Here is a 17,783-nt window from a genome sequence, read left to right as displayed (position 1 = left end):
GCGTCGTCAGGACCTGTCGAGAACGATCTCCTGGGCCTCGACGTCTTCGAGTGCCGCGACGAGCCCGCCGACACTGACCGGGTCGCCGTCCTCGCCGGCGACGGAGAAGGAGGCCACCTGTTCGGAGGCGTCGAACTCGTGGGCGAGCACGGGACCCTCCAGGTGGATCTCGTTGCCAGTCGCCACGTCCCGGCCTCGTACCTCGACGTGGAACTCTCCGCTCAGCTCGTGGACGTCTTTGACTGCCCGTCGGATGGAGGCGTAGGTCCGCGGGAACGGGCGTGACTCTCCGTCCGTGGCCAGCGTCTCGGCAGTCGTCCACAGGACGGTGCCGTAGAAGCCGGACACCAAGAAGCCGAGGGCCGACCGGTTGAAGATCACGCCGTAGCGGTCGCGGTCGTCCCGCAGCGCGTCCTGGGTGGCGTAGATGGAGTACTCGCCGTCGGCGACGGCGATCACGGGCGTCGTGATCCCGCGGCGGGCCCGCGCCTCCGTGGCGACGGACTCGTAGTCGAACTCCTCGGGCGAGGGGGCCCGCGAGGCGGGCGTGACGAGCAGCTCCACGCTCACCCCCGCGGCGACTCGTTCCTCTAAGCTGTCGCGGAACCGACGCAACAGGTCCGGCGTGAGCGACAAGGCCAGTTCGTACTCGGCGTCGGCGACGATCTCCTCCAGGTACCGGAGGATCGTCGACCGGGACTTGACGAGCGAGACGGCCTCCGTGTCCCGGGCCGGCGCAGTGTAGCGTGCCTCCAGCTCGTCGACCATCTCCGCGAGCGACGACCGGATGTCGCCGAAGGCGTCGCCGGGGTCGACGGCGACGATCTTCATCGGGCGTGACTCCCGGAGTTCGACGAGTCCACGGTCCGAGAGGCTCCTGACCGTGTCGTACACTCGTGGCTGGGGAATGTCCGTCTCGGCGGCGATCTCACTGGCCGTCAGCTCACCGTGTTCGAGCACGGCCAGGTAGGCGTCGATCTCGTACTCACCGAGGTTGAACCGCTCCCCGACCCGCTCCATCGTGGTGCGAAGTTCGTCTGTCACACCACAGTCTCCGTCCCGGCGGGGTATAACAGTTTATCCACGTCCGAGTTGCACCGGCCTTCGGAAAGGAGTATATGACCGCGCGATTATCGGGATTAGTCATAGTTGTACTAGAGAAGATTTTGCAGGAGTATTAAATTCTAGATACACAACGACCTGATGTCTGGTAGTAGCCAACAGGACATCGATGTCGAGGCGCATCAGAAGGAACTGAGCGATCAAGTCGCCGACGGTGGTGGCTGCTCAGAGGCCTGAGAGGCACTCAGTGCAGAGCGCGAAGACGACACCGAGGCCTCTGCTACGCGACGGCGTGCTCTCTCGGCGGTTGCCGTTGGTCTCACGGGCATCGGCGTCGGGTCGGGCAGCACGCTAGCCGGAGAGAGCTCCGAGATCTCCGGTAGTGACGTAACCGCCGACATCGTGAACGTCACTGACGGCGAACTGAAGAAGTCGATCCGTCAGCGCGCACGGGGTGCAGACGAGTTCGAGACGATCCGACGACGCCCGAGCCGCGAGGGCTTGTCCTCTGACAGCGAGGCGTTCGTGAAGACCGTCGTCGACGGGGACGACGTTCAGTACACGTACACGCTACAGTACGAGTCCGGGAAGGGCGGTCTCATCTGGACATCCAACGGCGACGACGACTCCTTCGCCGTGTTCGGCGAGCAGACCGACAACGCACAGAAGTTTACACGGTACGAGTTCGAGCGGGGTCAAGTGACAGTCAATCACCAGACCGTGACTCGTGACGACCTCAGAGAGGCAGTGTCGGATGTCTCTGCCGACTATGAGGTTCCCGGTACGTGGCCGTTCTGCACCTGGAACACCTCCTGCGTCGGGTCGATCGCTGCCGCTGGAGGGGCGACAATCGGGTGTTGCGGGAGCTGTTCGTCGGCCATCGGTGCAGCCGCATCCGCAGGAACCGCGTGTGTCTGCTGTGTCGGTGCTGCTATCGGGCTCGTCAGCATCGAGTGTAACGTCTGCGAGTAGACTCTGTCTGCCACCCGCACAGGTCAGAAAACTTTATATATTTTCGTTAACAAAGCAAAACATGAACAAAGAGATAGTTAACGGTCGACAAGCTCGAATGTCAGTTGTACTCGTAGCTGGGCTGTCAGTTGTCGGTGCTGGAGTGGTGAACGCGGCGTCGGGAATGTCGAGCATCGGAGCGATGAAGGCAGCAACCGGTCTCGTCGTTCTATCGAGCGTCGTTCTCGCGGCACGTCGTTCGACCGAGCCGACCACCCCAGTTGGAAGTGACGGGCAGACGAGCGACGATCGACAGTACGGCCCGTCGACCAGTGTCGGGTTCTACACGATGGTGACGATCGGCACCCTCCAGTTGGGATTGGGCGTCCTCCCGTCCGACCTAGCGGTGAGCGCAACGGTACTCGCTGGACTTCTCACGGCGGGAGGCTACGAAGCCGTGCGCCGACTGACCGAATAGCCGGAGCAAGCGCGACACGGCAGCCCGAATTACGGTTGCTTTCGGCGTCTCACTCCTCCAACTCGAAGGCGACCGTCACCTCCGCTTGGTACTCCCGATCCTCGACGGAGGCGACCTCGACGCCGAGCTCGTCCACCTCTACCCAGTGGACGTTCTGGAGCGTCTCTTCTGCCCGGTCGACGGCGTCGTCGGTCGCGTCGTCGAAGCTCTCTGCGCTCCGGCCGATCAGGGTGATCTTCTTGAACACCATCGGAACACACGTCGCCGCGTCGGGGGTTAACTCTGCTGGCGGGTTCGGAACACACGACTCAAGCCGACGAGCGACGTACGCGTGGAACGTGACACAGACACCGGCCCCGACGGAGGTCTACCCGAATCTCGACCACGAACGGTACACGGAGCGCGCACTCGAACTAGCCCGCGAGGCGGCCGAGCGCGGCGACGATCCGTACGGCTCGTTGTTGGTCGACCCGGACGCACCGGACGGCCCGACGGTCGTCGCCGAGGCACGCAACGCGGTCGTCACCGACGACGACCTGCGGGAACACCCGGAGCTGCACCTCGCGGAGTGGGCCGGACGAGAACTGGACCCGGCGGTGCGTGAGCGGACGGTCATGTACACGAGCACGGAGCCGTGTCCGATGTGTGCCGGCGGGATTCGGAGCGCCGGGCTGGCGGCGGTCGTCCACTCCGTGTCCGCCGAGCGGGCCGCCGAGCTGGCGGGCCACGACGACGCCCTCCCCTCGCGGGTCGTGTACGACCGCACCGGCGCAGCCGTGCAGTCACTGGGTCCAGTGTTGCCCGAGGCCGGCGCAGAGATCCACCGCGAGTACCGCTGAGCGTCGGAAGAACGGATCGGTCGGTGCCGCTCGCTCAGTCGTCGACAGGGACGGCGTCCGGGTCGGTGCCGCCGTCGTCGTCGACGGCCGGCTCACCGCGCACGTCCGCGTCGCGCCAGGTGCCCCGCTGGTACCAGAGGTACGCCATGATCGCGCCGGCGGTGTTGGAGACGGCGAACGCCACCCACAGCCCGACGGTGCCCAGCGACTCGATCCCGAGGAAGGCGGGCGGCCGGACCCCGAAGTACGCAAGCGGGAGCCGGATCACGCCCAGCATCGTGATGGAGATCACGGCGGCGGTGAGCGTCTTGCCGGCCCCGCGGAAGCTCCCGGTGTAGGCCCGCATCACGCCGATGAAGCCGAACGTGGGCGCGACCCACCGCAGGAACTCCTCCGTGACGGAAATCACCGCGGGGTCGTCCGTGAACACGGCTGCGATAGGGGCGGCGGCGACCCAGGTGACGACGCCGACGCCCAACAGGACCCCGAACATCACCTTCCCCGCGAGCCTGGCGGCGGCCGCGGCCCGGTCGGGCTCGTCGGCGCCGATGTTCTGGCCGGTCATCGTCTCGACGCCCCGTGCGACGGCGATGGCCGGCAGGAACACGACGGAGAACACCCGGACGGCGATCCCGTAGCCCGCGACCACGGTCGTCGGGAAGAAGCCGACGACGACCAGGAGGAGGTTGACGGACAGCGCCCGGCCGGTTCCCTCGATCGAGGCGGGGACGCCGATCCGCAGGATCTTGACCGCGTACGAGAAGTCCGGCACCATGTCCTCGAGGTTGATCTGGACGCCCCGGGTCCCCTGGAACATGATCGCGGTGCCGACGACGAACGCGAGACCTCGCGAGAAGACGGTCGCGTAGGCGGCGCCGGCGACCCCACTGCCGGTGTAGCCCGTCGCGGCCAGCAGTTGGGCCTCCAGCCCGCGGGCGGCGACCATCCCGAACACGGGGTTGTTCTCGAACCCGAAGATGAGGAACGGGTCGATCACGATGTTGACGACGACCGTCCCGAACATGACGAGCATCGGCGTGATCGTGTCGCCGTACCCCCGCATCAGGGAGATGAACACGAAGAACCCGAACATCAGCGGGAGCCCGGCGGAGATGACCCGCATGTAGTCGCCGACCAACGGCGCCACGTCCGGCTGTGCGCCCAGTACGCCGGCGAACGTCTCCACTCCGAGGAAGCCGATCAGCCCGAACACTCCCGCGACGAGCACGGCGAACGTCACCGTCTGTGAAGCGGCGTACTCCGCGGCCGACGGCTCGTCTGCGCCGGTGTGTTGGGCGACGAGCACGGACCCAGCGACCGACACTCCCATCCCGAACGCGATCAACAGGAACACCATCGGGAACGCGAAGGAGATGGCCGCCAGCGCCTCCGTGCTGAACTGCCCCAGCCAGAACGTGTCGGCGAGGTTGTACGCCGTCTGGAGCAGGTTCGTCACGACGATCGGCAGAGAGAGGTAGAACAACGGCTTCCCGATCTCGCCGCTCGTCAGGTCGAACTCGTCGCGCCCCTTGAACAGAGCGCCGACGCGCTCGCGGAGACTCACTCTCCCACCTCCACGAGGTCGGTCCGGACCGTCGCCTCCGGCGCGAGGAGGTCCTCCGTCACGTACGCCACGAGTCGGTCGCGCATGCTGGCCACGTCGCTGCCGGCCGCGACCGACCGGGTCCAAGTGCCGTGGAGGTACGTGCTGACGAACGACGCCACCGCCTCCGCGTCCGTCTCCGGCGGGAACTCGCCCGCGTCGACGCCCGCGGCGACGAGTTCGGCCACCTGGTCCACGAGGTGTTCGTCGATGCGGTGGAGCCCGTCGCGGAGCGGTTCGCTGTACGGCGCCTGTGCCTTCATCTCCAGGAACGCGGTCGTGAACTCCACACCCTCGTCGTCGACGTCGTCGGGTGTCGACAACACCGTCTGGAGCAGGGCGACGAGCCGCTCGGCCGGGGTGTCGCCCGGCGGGTCGGCGGTCGTCGCCACGAAGTCGTCGTGGAGGTACGAGAGGAACCGACGGAACAGGTCGTCGCGCCCGTCGAAGTGGTAGTGGAGCGCCGCCTTGCTCCGGTCCGTCCGGTCGGCGATGTCCTGCATCGTCACGTCGGCGTAACCGTACTCACACACCGCACAGTACGTCGCCTCCATGATGGCCGCCTGCGCCTCCGTGAACTCTGTCTCCGCCTCTACCGTTGTCTCGCGGTCCGCCTCCGGACCGGCCTCGTCCGTCTCCGTCGTCGTCTCTGTCTCGGTCTCTGTCATCGTATCGTCGTATCCTCGTATCGTCGCAGCGTCGTGTCCGGGCGGCCGGTCGGCCGCCCCGCGTGTGTGGCCCGCGGGGGACCGACGCGGGACCACTCGCTCACACGTTAGTTGACTGGCCAGTCAGTCAAGGCTTTCGGTCGCGAGGGAGCGTGCGAAACTGTCACAGGGCAGATGTCGTCAGTCCTCGTTCGCCCAGAGGTGCAAGCTCGCGTAGCTGCGGTACGGCGCCCACCGGCGGGCTCGCTCGCGGATCTCCGCCCGCGACAGCTCCGCGTCGACGAGGCGTTCCACCCCGCGTCTGACCCCGAGGTCGCCGACCGGGAACACGTCCGGCCGACCGAGCGTGAACAACAGCTGCATGTCGGCGGTCCAACGGCCGACCCCGGTGATCTCAGTCAGTCGTTCCCGAACCTCGTCGTTCGACTGCTCGGCCAGCGTCTCCCGGGCGTACCGCTCCGGGTGGTCCCGGAACGCCTCGGCGGCCGCCCGGACGTACCGAACCTTCTGGCCGGACAGGCCGGCCTCTCTCAGCGCCTCTGGGTCGGCCGCGAGCACCTTCGCCGGCGCGACCGTCACGGCGTCGAACACCCGTTCCCGGATCGCCGCGGCGGCGTCCGTCGACACCTGTTGTCGAACGATCGACACGACGAGCCGCGCGAACGCGTCGTCTGCGGGGTCCAGCGTCAACGGACCGTGTTCGGCGACGAGCGGTCCCAGGCGGTCGTCCCCGTGGAGCGCCCGTGCGGCCGCGACCGCCGTCTCCGCGTCCGCGGCGTCGGCCGACTGGAGGTCGGCCTCTGCCGGATCGAACCCCTCGCTCACAGCTCCAACCCCCGAATCGACACGGTCGCGTCCCCGTCCGTCTCCGCGACCCGACCGACCACGCGCCCGTCGGTTGTGGCCGCCAAGTCGTCGGCCTCGGCCGGCGGGAGCGCCGCGACGAACCCCGTGCCGACGTTGAACGTGCGGTGCATCTCCGCGTCGGACACCCCGCCGGCCTCTCGGACGAACTCGAAGACGGGCTGTGCCGGACACGGGTCGTCCACGCGGTAGGCGTGGTCGCCCAGCCGCTCGAGGTTGCCCCAGCCGCCGCCGGTGACGTGAGCGGCCGCCCGGACCCCGTGGGTTCGCATCGGCTCCAACAGATCCGCGTAGATCCGCGTCGGCTCCAACAACGCCGCGCCCAACGTGTCGTAGTCCCCGAACGGACACGGATCCGTGTACTCGTGATCGCGGGTCACCGCCTCGCGGGCCAGCGTCAGCCCGTTGGAGTGGATCCCCGAGGAGGGCCACCCGACGAGCGCGTCGCCCGGCTGGGCGACGCCCGGGAACAGGTCCGCGTCCGTGGCGAAGCCCGCGCAGGTGCCCGCCAGGTCCAGGTCCCGGATCACCTCCGGCATCACCGCCGTCTCGCCGCCCAACAACGCGACGCCCGCCCGCTCGGCACCGACCGCCAGCCCCTCGCCGATCTGCTCGGCTACGTCCTCGCCGGGCTCCTCGACGGCGAGGTAGTCGACGAACGCCGCCGGCTCCACGCCCGCCGCGACCAGGTCGTTGGCGTTCATCGCCACGCAGTCGATTCCGACGGTGGAGTAGTCCGACAGCGCCTCCGCAACCAGCAGCTTCGTCCCGACGCCGTCCGTCGCCAGCCCGAGGTAGCCGTCGCCCGCCTCGATCAGCCCCGCGTACGTCCCGTCTGCGCCCTGGCTGTCCGCGGCCGACACCAACGCCGCCGTCGCCGCCTCGCTCGCGCCCACGTCCACGCCCGCCTCGGCGTAGGTGAGCCCCTCGGCCGTGTCGTCGGTCTCGGTCGTGTCACCCGCGTCGTCTCCGTCCACGCGCCCGTCGTCGCTCCCGTCCGCGGTGTCGTCGTCCATACCCGGGGTGGTGTGGCCACCCGAGAAAAAGCCGACGGAGCCGGTCGGGGCGGCGGGTGCCGCAGTGCGCGTCAGGCAGCCTCGTCGTCGCCGCTGCCGGCGTCACTCCCGTCGCTCTCGTCTCCCTCTGCCCCGTCGTCGACGACGTTCCACCGATCTGCGGTCTTCCGGAACAGCCCCGTCAGGGTCGTCGTCTCGCGGTCCGTCGGGTGCGCGCGGCCGACGAGCCGTCGGAGGAGGCGCCCGGCCCGGGCGCGGACGTGATCCCGCGGCTCGACCGCGTCCAGGTACCGCTCGAACTGCTCGTACAGCCGTTCGATCTCCGCCTCCGTCGCCCGCTCGTGTTCTCTGTCCGGGAGGTGGGTGTCGTCTAAGAACAGCTCTCGAAGTTCGTACAGCGTCACCGTCGCCGCCTGCCCCAGGTTCAACACGGGGTACTCCGGGTTGGCTGGGATCGACGCTACCTGGTCCAGCCGCGCGAGTTCGTCGTTGTTCAGCCCGCGCGACTCCCGGCCGAACACGAGCGCCGTGTCCGCCTCGACTGTGGCGAGGTCGTCTCGGAGCTCCGCCGGCGTCGTGTACGGGAACCTGGTGTGGCTCGTCGCGTCCTCGCCCGTGATCCCGGTGAACCCGACGGTGTGGTACCGTTCGACGACCTCGTCGAAGGTGACGCTGTCCGCGTTCGGGAGCACGTCCTCGCGGGCGTGGCCCGCGAAGCCGTACGCCTCCGTCCCCTCGCCGATCTCCGGGGGGTCGACGAGCTTCAGATCGTACAGCCCGAAGTTCTTCATCGACCGCGCGATCGTGCCGACGTTGCCCGGCGTCTCCGGCTCCACGACGACGACGGCGTACTCGCTCATGGGCGGTGTGGTCGTTGGAGTGGAATACGACCGTCGATTTTGGTGCTCGTCTGGGGGGTGTGGGACGGAGGAGACGAACGATGACGAACTCGGACAAGACGTCTCGGTCGAGAGTTCAGAACTCGACGACTTCGAATCGGGGTCGTCGTCCGACGAAGAGCGAGTCGACACCGAAGACGAACTCCGAGAGGCCACAGACACTCTCGACGTCGACCCAGTCGCACTCGCGGAGCACTTCTACGTCGACGACGCGGGCACGCACGTCGACGACCCGTTGGGGATCGACCCGAAGTACGCGCTGTTGGGCTACGGCCCGATCGAGAAGGAGCGGACGGGCGACCCGTACCTCGACAATCAGGAGACGAAGCAGACCCTGATCGAAGACGAGATGCTCGACATCGACAACTGGGGTGGGACGCTCCTCTACGGGCTCCGACAGGACGGGCTGATCAAGAACGACCCAACTAGCGACAAGCAACGGAACGTCCCGTTCCGGATCACGCCGAAGGGCGGCCGAGAGTTCGTCGAGTGGCTGGAGGGAGACGACTGAGCTACGACCCCTCTCCAAACTGTGACGCGATCAGATCGGCGTCGAACCGGTCAGTCCGCCACAGCCCGGCGCCGATCACCCCAGCGACGGCGACCGACACCAGATTCCCGAACCAGAGATTCAGCCCGCCCCACAGGAGTACGAAGCTCACCATGTCGTCGAGCATGAACTCGCACTCCGACATCCGCTCGCGCAGCGCTCTTCGGTCGAACCCCCAGTCCAGGAGGCCGACGGCGACAGCCGACGACAGCACCCAGCCGGCGTAGTTCGACAGTGGGACGCCGTAGAAGCCGCCGGCGGAGGACAACAGCCCCCCCAGGACGGGCGCGCCCGGCTCGAAGTACCGCCAGAACCCCAGTGCGACGGCGCCGGGGTCCAACACCACGTCCATCGTGAGCACGAGCGCGATCACGGCGCCGAGCCGGACCGCGGCGGCCCCGAGCCCGCCGTCCGCGCGGTCGCCCAAGAGGAGCAACACGAGGAGGTAGGCGTTGACGACGAGCGGGATGAAGAACACCGGGAGACCGACGGGGACTCCCGCCAACGCCGGTCCGAGATCGACGACGTACTCGAAGCGACCGTACGGCCAGCCGGTGTGGACGCCGACGTACTCGATGCCGTAGGCGTACGCCGCGAGCAGACCGACGGCGGCCACGGTCTTCCGCTTGGCCACGGGGGCGACCCCGGCGACGAGCGGCGACCGCATGACGAGTGTGCCGGAGAGGATCAACAGACCGTGGAACGCCAACGGCTCCGGGAGCCAGCCTTCGGCGCTGGCGACCAGCAGGACGATCCCGTTGAGCGGGAAGAACGCGGAGATGGTGAAGCGATTCTCCCGAACCAGTCGGTCGAACCGGCGCTCGGCCTCCCGACGGGAGTCTGGCAGCCACTCCGACACCTCGGTGCGGGTGCTCACGGCAACACCGCCTCCGGCGGGACGATCCGAGTGAGCAGCCCCATCGTCAGCAGCGCGCCGACGAGCGTGTTCAACGCCGGGTACCACCAGTACGCCCGGTCGACCGGAACGTCCGACCAGTAGATGCCGAACACGACCACTGGGTACGCCAGGAGCGGCAGCGCGATCCGGGTGTCGAGGAACGCGAACGCGACCCCGGAGGCCAGCCACGTCGCCGCACAGTAGGCGTACGTCCGTTCTTCACCGAGGACGGTCGCGGTCGTCCGGATGCCCGCCTCCCGATCCGGCTCGATGTCCGGGATGGCGGAGAACGTGTGCATCCCCATCGACCAGAGCCAGCCGCCGACGAGCGCCGACGCCGGCGGGTGTGTGCCCGTCACAGTCGCGTACGCCACCGCCCCGGGGAGGATGTACAGCCCGTTGGAGACGGAGTCGAGGAACGGCGTGGTCTTGAACCGGAACGGCGGCGCGCTGTACTCCACTGCCAACAGGAAGTACGCCGCCAGGTACGGCCACGCCACCCGGGGGACGAGCGCGAACAACGCCAGCCCGGCCAACGACGTCAGAGTGACGGCCGCGGGGACGAGCCTGTCGCCGCCGTACCGCACCTCCTTATCGTCCTTCTTCGGATTGTCCTCGTCGACGTCGGCGTCGAACACGTCGTTGACGCCGTACAACTGCACGTTCGCGGGTACGAGGAAGAACCCGAACAACAGGAAGTTCAACGGGGCGAACAGCTCCGGGACGCTCGCGGCCGCGCCGGCGACGCCGACGACGACCGGGCCGGCGAGGTACGGCCAGAAGCGTGGACGCGACAGCTTCAGGAGGTAGCGGAGCCGCGGCAACGCCGCCCCGTGGGTGGTGGTCGCTGCGCTCACGCCGCCACCTCCGCGGCCGCGTCAGTGTCCGCGTCTGCGCCCGCTTCGGTGCCCGTGTCCGCGTCAGTGTCCGCCTCGGCGCCCCTCTCTGGGGCGCGGTCGCTCGCGTCTCGACCGGGGCCGTGTCGTCTCACGCGAGTCACCTCGTCGCTGTCACTCGCGACCCATCACTTCGGCGGTGAGGAGTCCGCTGATGAGACACATCGGCACGCCGATACCGGGGGTCGTGAACGACCCGGTGTAGTACAGCCCGTCCACCTCCGAGGAGGTGTGACCCGGTCGGAACGGCGCGGTCTGGCGGAGCGTGTGGGCCATTCCCAGCGCCGTCCCCTGCTCGGAGTTGTACCGTCCGGCGAAGTCCTCGACGGAGAACGACTCCTCGACGACGATCCGGTCCCGGAGGTCCACCCCGGTGTTCTCGGCGATGTCGTCCAACACCAGGTCGCGGAACTCCTCGCGCAGTTCGGGGGTGTCCTCCAACCCGGCGGCGATCGGGACGAGCGCGAACAGGTTCGAGTGGCCCTCCGGCGCGACCGTATCGTCCGTCTTCGACGGGACACACAGGTAGTAGGCCGGGTCGTCGGGCCACTCCGGGTTGTCGAAGATCTTGTCGAAGTGCGGGTCCCAGTCCGTCGGCAACACCAGCGAGTGGTGGGCGAGATCGTCCACGTCGCCCTCCACGCCGAGATACAACAGGTACGCCGACGGGGCGTACGTCCGGGAGTCCCAGTAGTCGTCGTCGTACTGGCGTTTCCGTTCCGGCAGCAGTTCTCGCTCGGTGTGGGCCATGTCCGCGTTCGAGACGACACGGTCCGGGAGGTGCGTCTCGCCGGTCTCCGTCCGGACGGCGAACCCACCGCGTTGGCCGGCGATCTCCGACACCGGGGCGTCCGTCCGGTAGGTCACACCCAACTCGCGTCCGAGATCGACCATCGCGTCGACGACCGCGCCGGTCCCACCTTCGGGGTAGAACACGCCGAGGTTGAAGTCGACGTGACTCATCAGGTTGTACAACGCCGGCGTGTTGTTCGGCGAGCCGCCGAGGAACACCAGCGTGTACTGCATGATCTGTTGGAGCTTCGGGTTGTCGAAGTAGTCCTCGACGTGGTCCTGCATCGACCCGATCAGCGACAACCCCCAGGAGTGGCGCAACACGTCCGTGTCGACGAAGTCCCGCAGCCGGTCGCGGTGTTCGTACACGAAGTGTTCCATCCCGATCTCGTAGTTACGCTCGGACTTCTCGAGGTACTCGTCGAAGGCCTCGCCGGCGCCGTCCTCGTAGGACTCGAACAGCTCCTTGTTGCGTTCGAGATCCGGCGTCATGTCCACCCGATCCCCGTCCTTGAAGAACATCCGGTAGTGGGGGTCGAGCCGCTCCAACTCGTAGTAGTCGTCGGGCGACTTCCCGAAGTGGCCGAAGAAGTTCTCGAACACGTCGGGCATCAGGTACCAGGACGGCCCCATGTCGAACCGGAAGCCGTCCCGTTCGAGCACGGACGCCCGACCGCCCAACTGCTCGTTCTTCTCCAAGACGGTGACGTTCGCCCCGGCGTCGGCGAGATAACAGGCCGTCGAGAGACCACCGAAGCCGCTCCCGACGACGACCACGTCGTCGCCCGCGACCCCGGAGAGATCGCGGGGCTCGCGTCCGGGACTGGAGGCTGGTCGTGACATAGAACGGGTTACGAGCGGGGCGTGTATAAAACGTGGTACGCCGGACGTGGTGTGGTTGCGAGTGACAGTGTGGGGGTCCCCAGGCGGTCTTCGACCCGGAGGTGTCGAAGCGAGGCCGCCGTGCCCGCCAGACTCTCCACACCTTCCGCCGTCTCCTCTTCGAACGCCACCCCCACGGGTCACGGCGGTCACGAGAGACGCCGCGACCCAGAACGTAGTTACGTCCCAGTCCGGAGACCACTCCGACGAGCACGCCCAGACGGAGGTGAATCGCGTACAGTATCACTACAGAGACGAACCTGAACTCAGTCTCCGGTGTGGTCGGGACAGCCGCCGAAGCCACAGACTGTGTCCTGCTCACCCACCTACCCGGCATCCTCGTGCCCCAGAGGAACGGAGCCGAGAGGAGTCACAAGACGAGAAGTGAGGCCAGGCCGATCGCCGCACTATAGACGACGAGTCGCGTCCGAGAGAGGTCGCGCGACCGCCGTGACGCCCCGAACTACGCCTGGAGTCCGATCGGTCCCGGGACGACGAAAACGAGCACAGCGACGAGTTCGAGTGAGAGTCGTCCCGGTGTCTGCACCGTCACACTCTGCTTCGCCTTCTGAGTTCAAACGACGGTCCCGAACGGAATCACGACGACAGTCGTGTCCCCGCACACTCGTCCGTCTACGCCGCGGCTAAGTACCTCCCGCTCCACCGTCACCTATGGACGAGCAGACAGTCGTCGTGACGGGTGCGACACGAGGTGTCGGACGAGCGGTCGCCGCGGAGTTCGCAGACGAGGGCGCAGACGTAGTGATCTGTGCCCGCGACCCCGAGCGGGTGACGGAGACGGCAGAGGAACTGGACGCCGACGCGGCCGGCAGCGTGACCGGCCAGCGGGCGGACGTGCGCGACGAGTACGACCTAGAACGACTGCTGGAGACGGCCGCAGAACACGGCACGCCCGGCGTGGACGTGGTCGTCGCCAACGCCGCCGTCTTCCACGGGTCCCCCGGTGACTCGCCCATCACCGAGGCGTCGTACAGCAGGTTCGACGACAGCTACCAGACGAACGTCCGAGGCGTGTTCGGGACGCTCCGTGAGTCGCTGCCCCACCTCGCCGAGGGTGCGCGGTTGTTGGTGCCGTCGGGTGCCGTCGCGCGCGAGGCCAAGCCGGGGCTGGGGGCGTACGCCGTCTCGAAGGCCGGCGCGGAGGCGGTCGTCCGGCAGTTCCACGCCGACGCCGACGCCGACGCGTTCGTGCTGGACCTGGGGCTCGTCGCCACGGAGCTGACGGGCGACGAGAGCGGCCGCGACCCGGAGCGTGTCGCGGCGATGTTCACCTGGGCCGCCCGGGAGGCCGACCCCGAGGAACACGGCGGCGACGTGATCGACCTGCGGGTCTGGAAGCGGGCGAGCCGCTGACGGACAGAACAGCTCCGGTCAGAGTTCGACGCCGGAGGGGATCAGACTCTCCGTCCGCAGGAGGTTCCCCTCGGCGTCGTACACCAAGAACGTCTCCTTCTCGTAGGTGACGAGTTCCTCGCCGTCGACGGCGATCTCCACCGCGAACTGGCCGTCGTCGTCGCCGACGCTCTCGCCGAACTCGCGGGCCGCGCGGATGAACTGGAGTACGTCCTCGGCCTCCTCGTTCAGCTCGACGATGAACTCCCCGGTGACGCGGTTGGTGACGCCGACCACACCCGGCGCCTCCGGGTTGCTCTCGTGTGCCTCTTGGAGTCGGAAGGCGACGTCCGTCTCCGCCGCGTCCAACAGATCGCCGCCGGGGTCAGTCAGGCGGTCGTGCAGTAGGTCCTCCGGGCCGTGGAAGTCGATGTAGACGTGGGGGCGTCTGGGGTCGTCGTCGTTCTCGACCCAACCGACGCTGTCCACCTCCAGTTCGAAGTAGTCGCGCCTCATTCGGTACCTCTCGGTTCGCGTCGCCGCCGTAAGTACGTAACGCTGTCGACCGCCGAGGCGTCCGACGACGGCCCGCTCGGGGGCTAGACGCCGAACTCGCACGACCCGTCCGTGGCCGTCGGCAGCGCCGACGACTCGCCCGGCCCCGACGACTCACTCGGCGGCGCCGCGCACGCTGCTACGTCGCACTCCCCCGGTGTTCACCCCGTACCGTTCACTGCCCTCGCTCGCCCCACTGCTTGCGACGCCGCGGCCGGTCCGTCACCGCGACTGTGCTCAGCTCCGTGTCGCGGTGCTCGAGCCCGGTCGACACCGCCTCCGCGGCGGCGACGGTGGAGACGTACGGCACGTCCTCGTCGACGGCCGCCCGCAGCGACGCCCGTTCGTCGGAGACCAGGTAGTCCACCTCCCCCTCGCGGATCGCCGTCGTCGTGTCTGTCGGCGACAACAGTTCGTAGTGTTCGCCGAACTGCTCGCGCAGTTCGGGGTCGTCGATCTCCACGACGGCCGTCCCCTCCGCGGGGGCGGCGGCGTCGGCGGCGATCTGGGCTTTGTCGTACGCCCGGCCGAACGTCTCGTGGGTGCCCATCACCTCGCCGGTGGACTTCATCTCCGGGCCGAGCCGCGGGTCGGCGTCCGGCAGCCGGTCGAACGGGAGCACGACCTCCTTGACGCTGTACGCCTCCGGTACCTGCTCCGTCGCGTCCAACTCTGCCACCGACTCGCCGGCCATCACCCGAGCGGCGAGTCTGGCGACTGGGACGCCAGTCGCCTTCGACACGAACGGCACCGTCCGCGAGGAACGCGGGTTCGCCTCCAGGACGTACACCTCGCCGGCGCCGTCGCCGTCGGTCTCCCGGACGGCCAACTGGACGTTGAGGAGACCGACCGTGTCCAGCGCGTCCGCGATCTCCTCGACCACCTCCCGGACCCGGGCCTCCGTCGCCGCCGACAGCGACCGCGGCGGGATCACACACGCGGAGTCGCCGGAGTGGACCCCCGCCGACTCGACGTGCTCCATGATCCCGCCCAAGAGGACGTCCTCGCCGTCGGCGACGGCGTCCACGTCCAACTCCACGGCGTCGTCCAGGAACTCGTCGATCAGGATCGGGCGATCCGGCGACACTCGGACGGCCTCGGCGACGTACTCCCGCAGCTCCGCCTCGTCGTGGACGATCTCCATCGCCCGCCCGCCGAGGACGTAGCTGGGCCGAGTGAGCACCGGGTAGCCGATCTCCGCGGCCAACTCGACCGCCTCGTCGACCGACTCCGCGCTGCCACCCTCCGGCTGTTCGATCCCCCGCTCGTCCAACAACCGATTGAACCGGTCGCGGTCCTCCGCGAGGTCCATCGCCTCCGGGCTCGTCCCCAGGATCTCACAGTCCAGGCCCCGACGGTCCAACTCCGCCGCCAACGGCTCCCCGACCTCCACCGAGGTCTGGCCGCCGAACTGCACCGCCACGCCGTCGGCGTCCGTCGCGGCCACGGCGTCGGCGATCTCTTCTGCCGTCAGCGGCTCGAAGAACAGCCCGTCGGAGGTGTCGTAGTCCGTCGACACCGTCTCCGGGTTGTTGTTGACGACGTGCGCGTCCAGTCCTGCCGCCCGGAACGCCTGGACGGCGTGGACCGCACAGTAGTCGAACTCCACCCCCTGGCCGATCCGGATCGGCCCACCGCCGACCACGAGCACGCTGTCCGCGTCGCGGTCGATCCGGAGTTCGTCGCCCGCGGGCCCGACCAACGACGGCGTGTCGGTGTCCCCGTCGGCTGCCGTCCCGGCGGCGTCAGCGTCTTCGGCAACCACTCCTCCGGCGGCGTCGACGAGGTACTCCGGCTGGCGCGCGGAGTAGTAGTACGGCGTCGACGCCGCGAACTCACCGGCACAGGTGTCCACCTGTTTGAACGACCGCCGGGGGACGGTCGTCTCCACGCTGCTCGTGTCCGTGTCGGCGACGGCCGCGATCTCGTCGTTCGTCAGCCCGGCCGCGGCGGCGTCGCCGAACGAGCCCTGCGCGGCGGTCGCCCGGGCGTCCGCGACACGCCGGAACCGCTCGACGTACCACTCGTAGATGCCGGTCGCCTCCACGACGTCGGCCACGTCGAACTCGCGCTCGAACGCCTCGAAGATCGCGTACGGCCGCTCCGGACACGGGCGCTCGAGGTACTGTTCGCGCAGCGTCTCGTCGTCGACGGCCGTCAGGTCGACCGCCGGCTCGTACTCGCTGGAACGGAGCGCCTTCGTCAGCGACTCCTCGAACGTCCGGCCGATCGACATCGCCTCCCCGGTCGACTTCATCGCCGTCGACAGTTCGAACTCCGTCTCGGGGAACTTGTCGATGGGCCACCGCGGCACCTTCGTCACGACGTAGTCGATCGCCGGCTCGAACGCCGCCGTCGTCTCGCCCGTGATCTCGTTGTCGATCTCGTGGAGGCGCTTGCCCAGCGCCACCTTCGCCGTCACCCGGGCGATCGGGTAGCCGGTCGCCTTCGACGCCAGCGCCGACGACCGCGACACCCGGGGGTTCACCTCGACGACCCGGTACTCCCCGCCCGGGGTACCGTCGTCGTGCCAGGCGAACTGGATGTTACACCCACCCTGGATGCCCAGATCGCGGATCACCTCCAAGGCCGCGTCCCGCATCTCCTGGTGACCGTCGTCCGGGATCACCTGCGAGGGGGTGACGACCGTCGACTCCCCGGTGTGGATCCCCATCGGGTCCAGGTTCTCCATGTTGCAGATGATGACACAGGAGTCGTCGGCGTCCCGCATCACCTCGTACTCCAGCTCCACCCAGCCGTCGATGGACTCCGTCACCATCACCTCGCCGTTGCGGGAGAGCCGCAGCCCGTGGCGGGCGCGTTCCTCCAGTTCCTCGCGGTCGTGAACGACACTGGAGCCCTGCCCGCCCAGCGTGTACGTCGTCCGGACGATCACCGGGAGCCCGCCGACGGCCGCGACCGCGTCGTCGAGTTCCGACGGGTCCGTGATCGTCTGCGAGCGGGGCACGGGCTGGCCCAGCCGTTCCATCCGGTCGCGGAACCGGTCGCGGTCCTCCGTCGCGTAGATCGTCTCCAGGGGTGTCCCCATGATCTCGACACCGTACTCGTCTAACACCCCCTGTTCTGCGAGCTCTGCGGTGACGTTCAACCCCGTCTGGCCGCCGAGCCCGGCGATCACGCCGTCCGGCTCCTCCGCGGCGATCACCTCCGCGATGGAGTCGGGCGTGATCGGCTCGATGTACACCCGGTCTGCGGTCTCCGGGTCCGTCATGATCGTCGCCGGGTTGGAGTTGACCAACACCACTCGTGCGCCCTCCTCCTGGAGGGCGCGACACGCCTGTGCCCCGGAGTAGTCGAACTCCGCCGCCTGTCCGATCTGGATCGGGCCGCTCCCCACGAGCAGGATCGTCCGTCCGTCGTCCATTACCCCGTGGTGGTCCGTGTATCGTAATAAGACCCGCGAATCTGAGACGCGATTCGAAGTAGATTACGAATTTCGAAAGACACGGCCGGCCG

18 protein-coding genes are annotated in these 17,783 nt (G+C 68.2%); 5 read left to right on the top strand and 13 right to left on the bottom strand.

All coding sequences use genetic code 11. From position 1 onward, the window contains the following. Nucleotides 1–6: 6 nt before the first annotated feature. On the bottom strand, nucleotides 7–1,044 hold the full coding sequence (gene trmB, locus RYH79_RS09025) for an HTH-type sugar sensing transcriptional regulator TrmB (RefSeq protein WP_370898313.1): 1,038 nt from the start codon (nucleotides 1,042–1,044) through the stop codon (nucleotides 7–9). Between the two features lie 420 nt (nucleotides 1,045–1,464). On the opposite strand from trmB, the gene RYH79_RS09020 reads away from it, so the two are divergent. Then, nucleotides 1,465–2,034 (top strand): hypothetical protein, encoded by a 570-nt coding sequence (locus RYH79_RS09020; protein ID WP_370898311.1) that lies wholly within the window; start codon nucleotides 1,465–1,467, stop codon nucleotides 2,032–2,034. A 61-nt stretch (nucleotides 2,035–2,095) separates the two neighbouring features. Beyond that, nucleotides 2,096–2,491 carry a hypothetical protein gene (locus RYH79_RS09015; protein WP_370898309.1) on the top strand — a complete coding sequence of 132 codons (396 nt, stop codon included), beginning with the start codon at nucleotides 2,096–2,098 and terminating at the stop codon, nucleotides 2,489–2,491. A gap of 49 nt (nucleotides 2,492–2,540) precedes the next feature. On the opposite strand, the gene RYH79_RS09010 is transcribed toward RYH79_RS09015, so the two are convergent. Beyond that, nucleotides 2,541–2,741 (bottom strand): dodecin, encoded by a 201-nt coding sequence (locus RYH79_RS09010; protein WP_370898307.1) that lies wholly within the window; start codon nucleotides 2,739–2,741, stop codon nucleotides 2,541–2,543. 88 nt (nucleotides 2,742–2,829) lie between these two features. On the opposite strand from RYH79_RS09010, the gene RYH79_RS09005 reads away from it, so the two are divergent. After that, nucleotides 2,830–3,330, top strand: a complete 501-nt coding sequence (locus tag RYH79_RS09005) for a nucleoside deaminase (RefSeq protein ID WP_370898305.1) — start codon at nucleotides 2,830–2,832, stop codon at nucleotides 3,328–3,330. A gap of 34 nt (nucleotides 3,331–3,364) precedes the next feature. Here the strand turns inward: RYH79_RS09005 and RYH79_RS09000 are convergent, their stop codons facing one another. The 5 genes from RYH79_RS09000 to RYH79_RS08980 all read right to left on the bottom strand — a co-directional run bounded on the left by RYH79_RS09000 (nucleotide 3,365) and on the right by RYH79_RS08980 (nucleotide 8,341). Further along, the gene (locus RYH79_RS09000; RefSeq protein ID WP_370898303.1) at nucleotides 3,365–4,894 is read right to left on the bottom strand and encodes an MATE family efflux transporter; all 1,530 of its coding nucleotides are present in this window, start codon (nucleotides 4,892–4,894) and stop codon (nucleotides 3,365–3,367) included. After that, entirely contained in the window at nucleotides 4,891–5,601 is a 711-nt protein-coding gene (locus RYH79_RS08995; protein ID WP_370898301.1) for a TetR/AcrR family transcriptional regulator, read from the bottom strand. The genes RYH79_RS09000 and RYH79_RS08995 overlap by 4 nt, the downstream gene beginning before the upstream one ends. A gap of 180 nt (nucleotides 5,602–5,781) precedes the next feature. Next, a complete protein-coding gene (locus RYH79_RS08990; protein ID WP_370900835.1) occupies nucleotides 5,782–6,321 on the bottom strand; it encodes a DNA-3-methyladenine glycosylase family protein in 540 nt (179 codons plus the stop codon). Nucleotides 6,322–6,422: 101 nt separating this feature from the next. Next, nucleotides 6,423–7,481 carry a phosphoribosylformylglycinamidine cyclo-ligase gene (gene purM / locus RYH79_RS08985; protein ID WP_370898299.1) on the bottom strand — a complete coding sequence of 353 codons (1,059 nt, stop codon included), beginning with the start codon at nucleotides 7,479–7,481 and terminating at the stop codon, nucleotides 6,423–6,425. A gap of 71 nt (nucleotides 7,482–7,552) precedes the next feature. Further along, entirely contained in the window at nucleotides 7,553–8,341 is a 789-nt protein-coding gene (locus tag RYH79_RS08980) for an RNA methyltransferase (RefSeq protein ID WP_370898297.1), read from the bottom strand. A gap of 19 nt (nucleotides 8,342–8,360) precedes the next feature. On the opposite strand from RYH79_RS08980, the gene RYH79_RS08975 reads away from it, so the two are divergent. After that, complete coding sequence (locus tag RYH79_RS08975; protein WP_370898295.1) at nucleotides 8,361–8,891, top strand: hypothetical protein; 531 nt, start codon at nucleotides 8,361–8,363, stop codon at nucleotides 8,889–8,891. A 1-nt stretch (nucleotide 8,892) separates the two neighbouring features. Here the strand turns inward: RYH79_RS08975 and cruF are convergent, their stop codons facing one another. The 4 genes from cruF to RYH79_RS08955 are packed head-to-tail and all read right to left on the bottom strand — an operon-like array spanning nucleotide 8,893 to nucleotide 12,359. Then, the gene (cruF, locus tag RYH79_RS08970; RefSeq protein ID WP_370898293.1) at nucleotides 8,893–9,807 is read right to left on the bottom strand and encodes a bisanhydrobacterioruberin hydratase; all 915 of its coding nucleotides are present in this window, start codon (nucleotides 9,805–9,807) and stop codon (nucleotides 8,893–8,895) included. Next, nucleotides 9,804–10,685 carry a prenyltransferase gene (locus RYH79_RS08965; protein ID WP_370898291.1) on the bottom strand — a complete coding sequence of 294 codons (882 nt, stop codon included), beginning with the start codon at nucleotides 10,683–10,685 and terminating at the stop codon, nucleotides 9,804–9,806. Before RYH79_RS08965 ends, cruF begins: the two co-directional genes overlap by 4 nt. Further along, on the bottom strand, nucleotides 10,682–10,819 hold the full coding sequence (locus tag RYH79_RS08960) for a hypothetical protein (RefSeq protein WP_370898289.1): 138 nt from the start codon (nucleotides 10,817–10,819) through the stop codon (nucleotides 10,682–10,684). Before RYH79_RS08960 ends, RYH79_RS08965 begins: the two co-directional genes overlap by 4 nt. Nucleotides 10,820–10,838: 19 nt before the next feature. After that, complete coding sequence (locus RYH79_RS08955) at nucleotides 10,839–12,359, bottom strand: phytoene desaturase family protein (RefSeq protein ID WP_370898287.1); 1,521 nt, start codon at nucleotides 12,357–12,359, stop codon at nucleotides 10,839–10,841. 711 nt (nucleotides 12,360–13,070) lie between these two features. On the opposite strand from RYH79_RS08955, the gene RYH79_RS08950 reads away from it, so the two are divergent. Next, on the top strand, nucleotides 13,071–13,772 hold the full coding sequence (locus RYH79_RS08950) for an SDR family oxidoreductase (protein WP_370898285.1): 702 nt from the start codon (nucleotides 13,071–13,073) through the stop codon (nucleotides 13,770–13,772). Between the two features lie 18 nt (nucleotides 13,773–13,790). Here RYH79_RS08950 and RYH79_RS08945 read toward each other — a convergent pair whose 3' ends face one another. Next, nucleotides 13,791–14,267, bottom strand: coding sequence for a DUF5793 family protein (locus RYH79_RS08945; protein WP_370898283.1), 477 nt, complete (start codon nucleotides 14,265–14,267; stop codon nucleotides 13,791–13,793). A 214-nt stretch (nucleotides 14,268–14,481) separates the two neighbouring features. Beyond that, nucleotides 14,482–17,691, bottom strand: a complete 3,210-nt coding sequence (carB, locus tag RYH79_RS08940; RefSeq protein WP_370898281.1) for a carbamoyl-phosphate synthase large subunit — start codon at nucleotides 17,689–17,691, stop codon at nucleotides 14,482–14,484. Nucleotides 17,692–17,783 lie beyond the last annotated feature (92 nt).

The organism is Halobaculum sp. MBLA0143 (assembly GCF_041361465.1).
Classification (GTDB): Archaea; Halobacteriota; Halobacteria; order Halobacteriales; family Haloferacaceae; genus JAHENP01.
The sequence above is the reverse complement of the archived record's forward strand: the minus strand, read 5'-3'. Positions and strand labels throughout refer to the sequence as shown.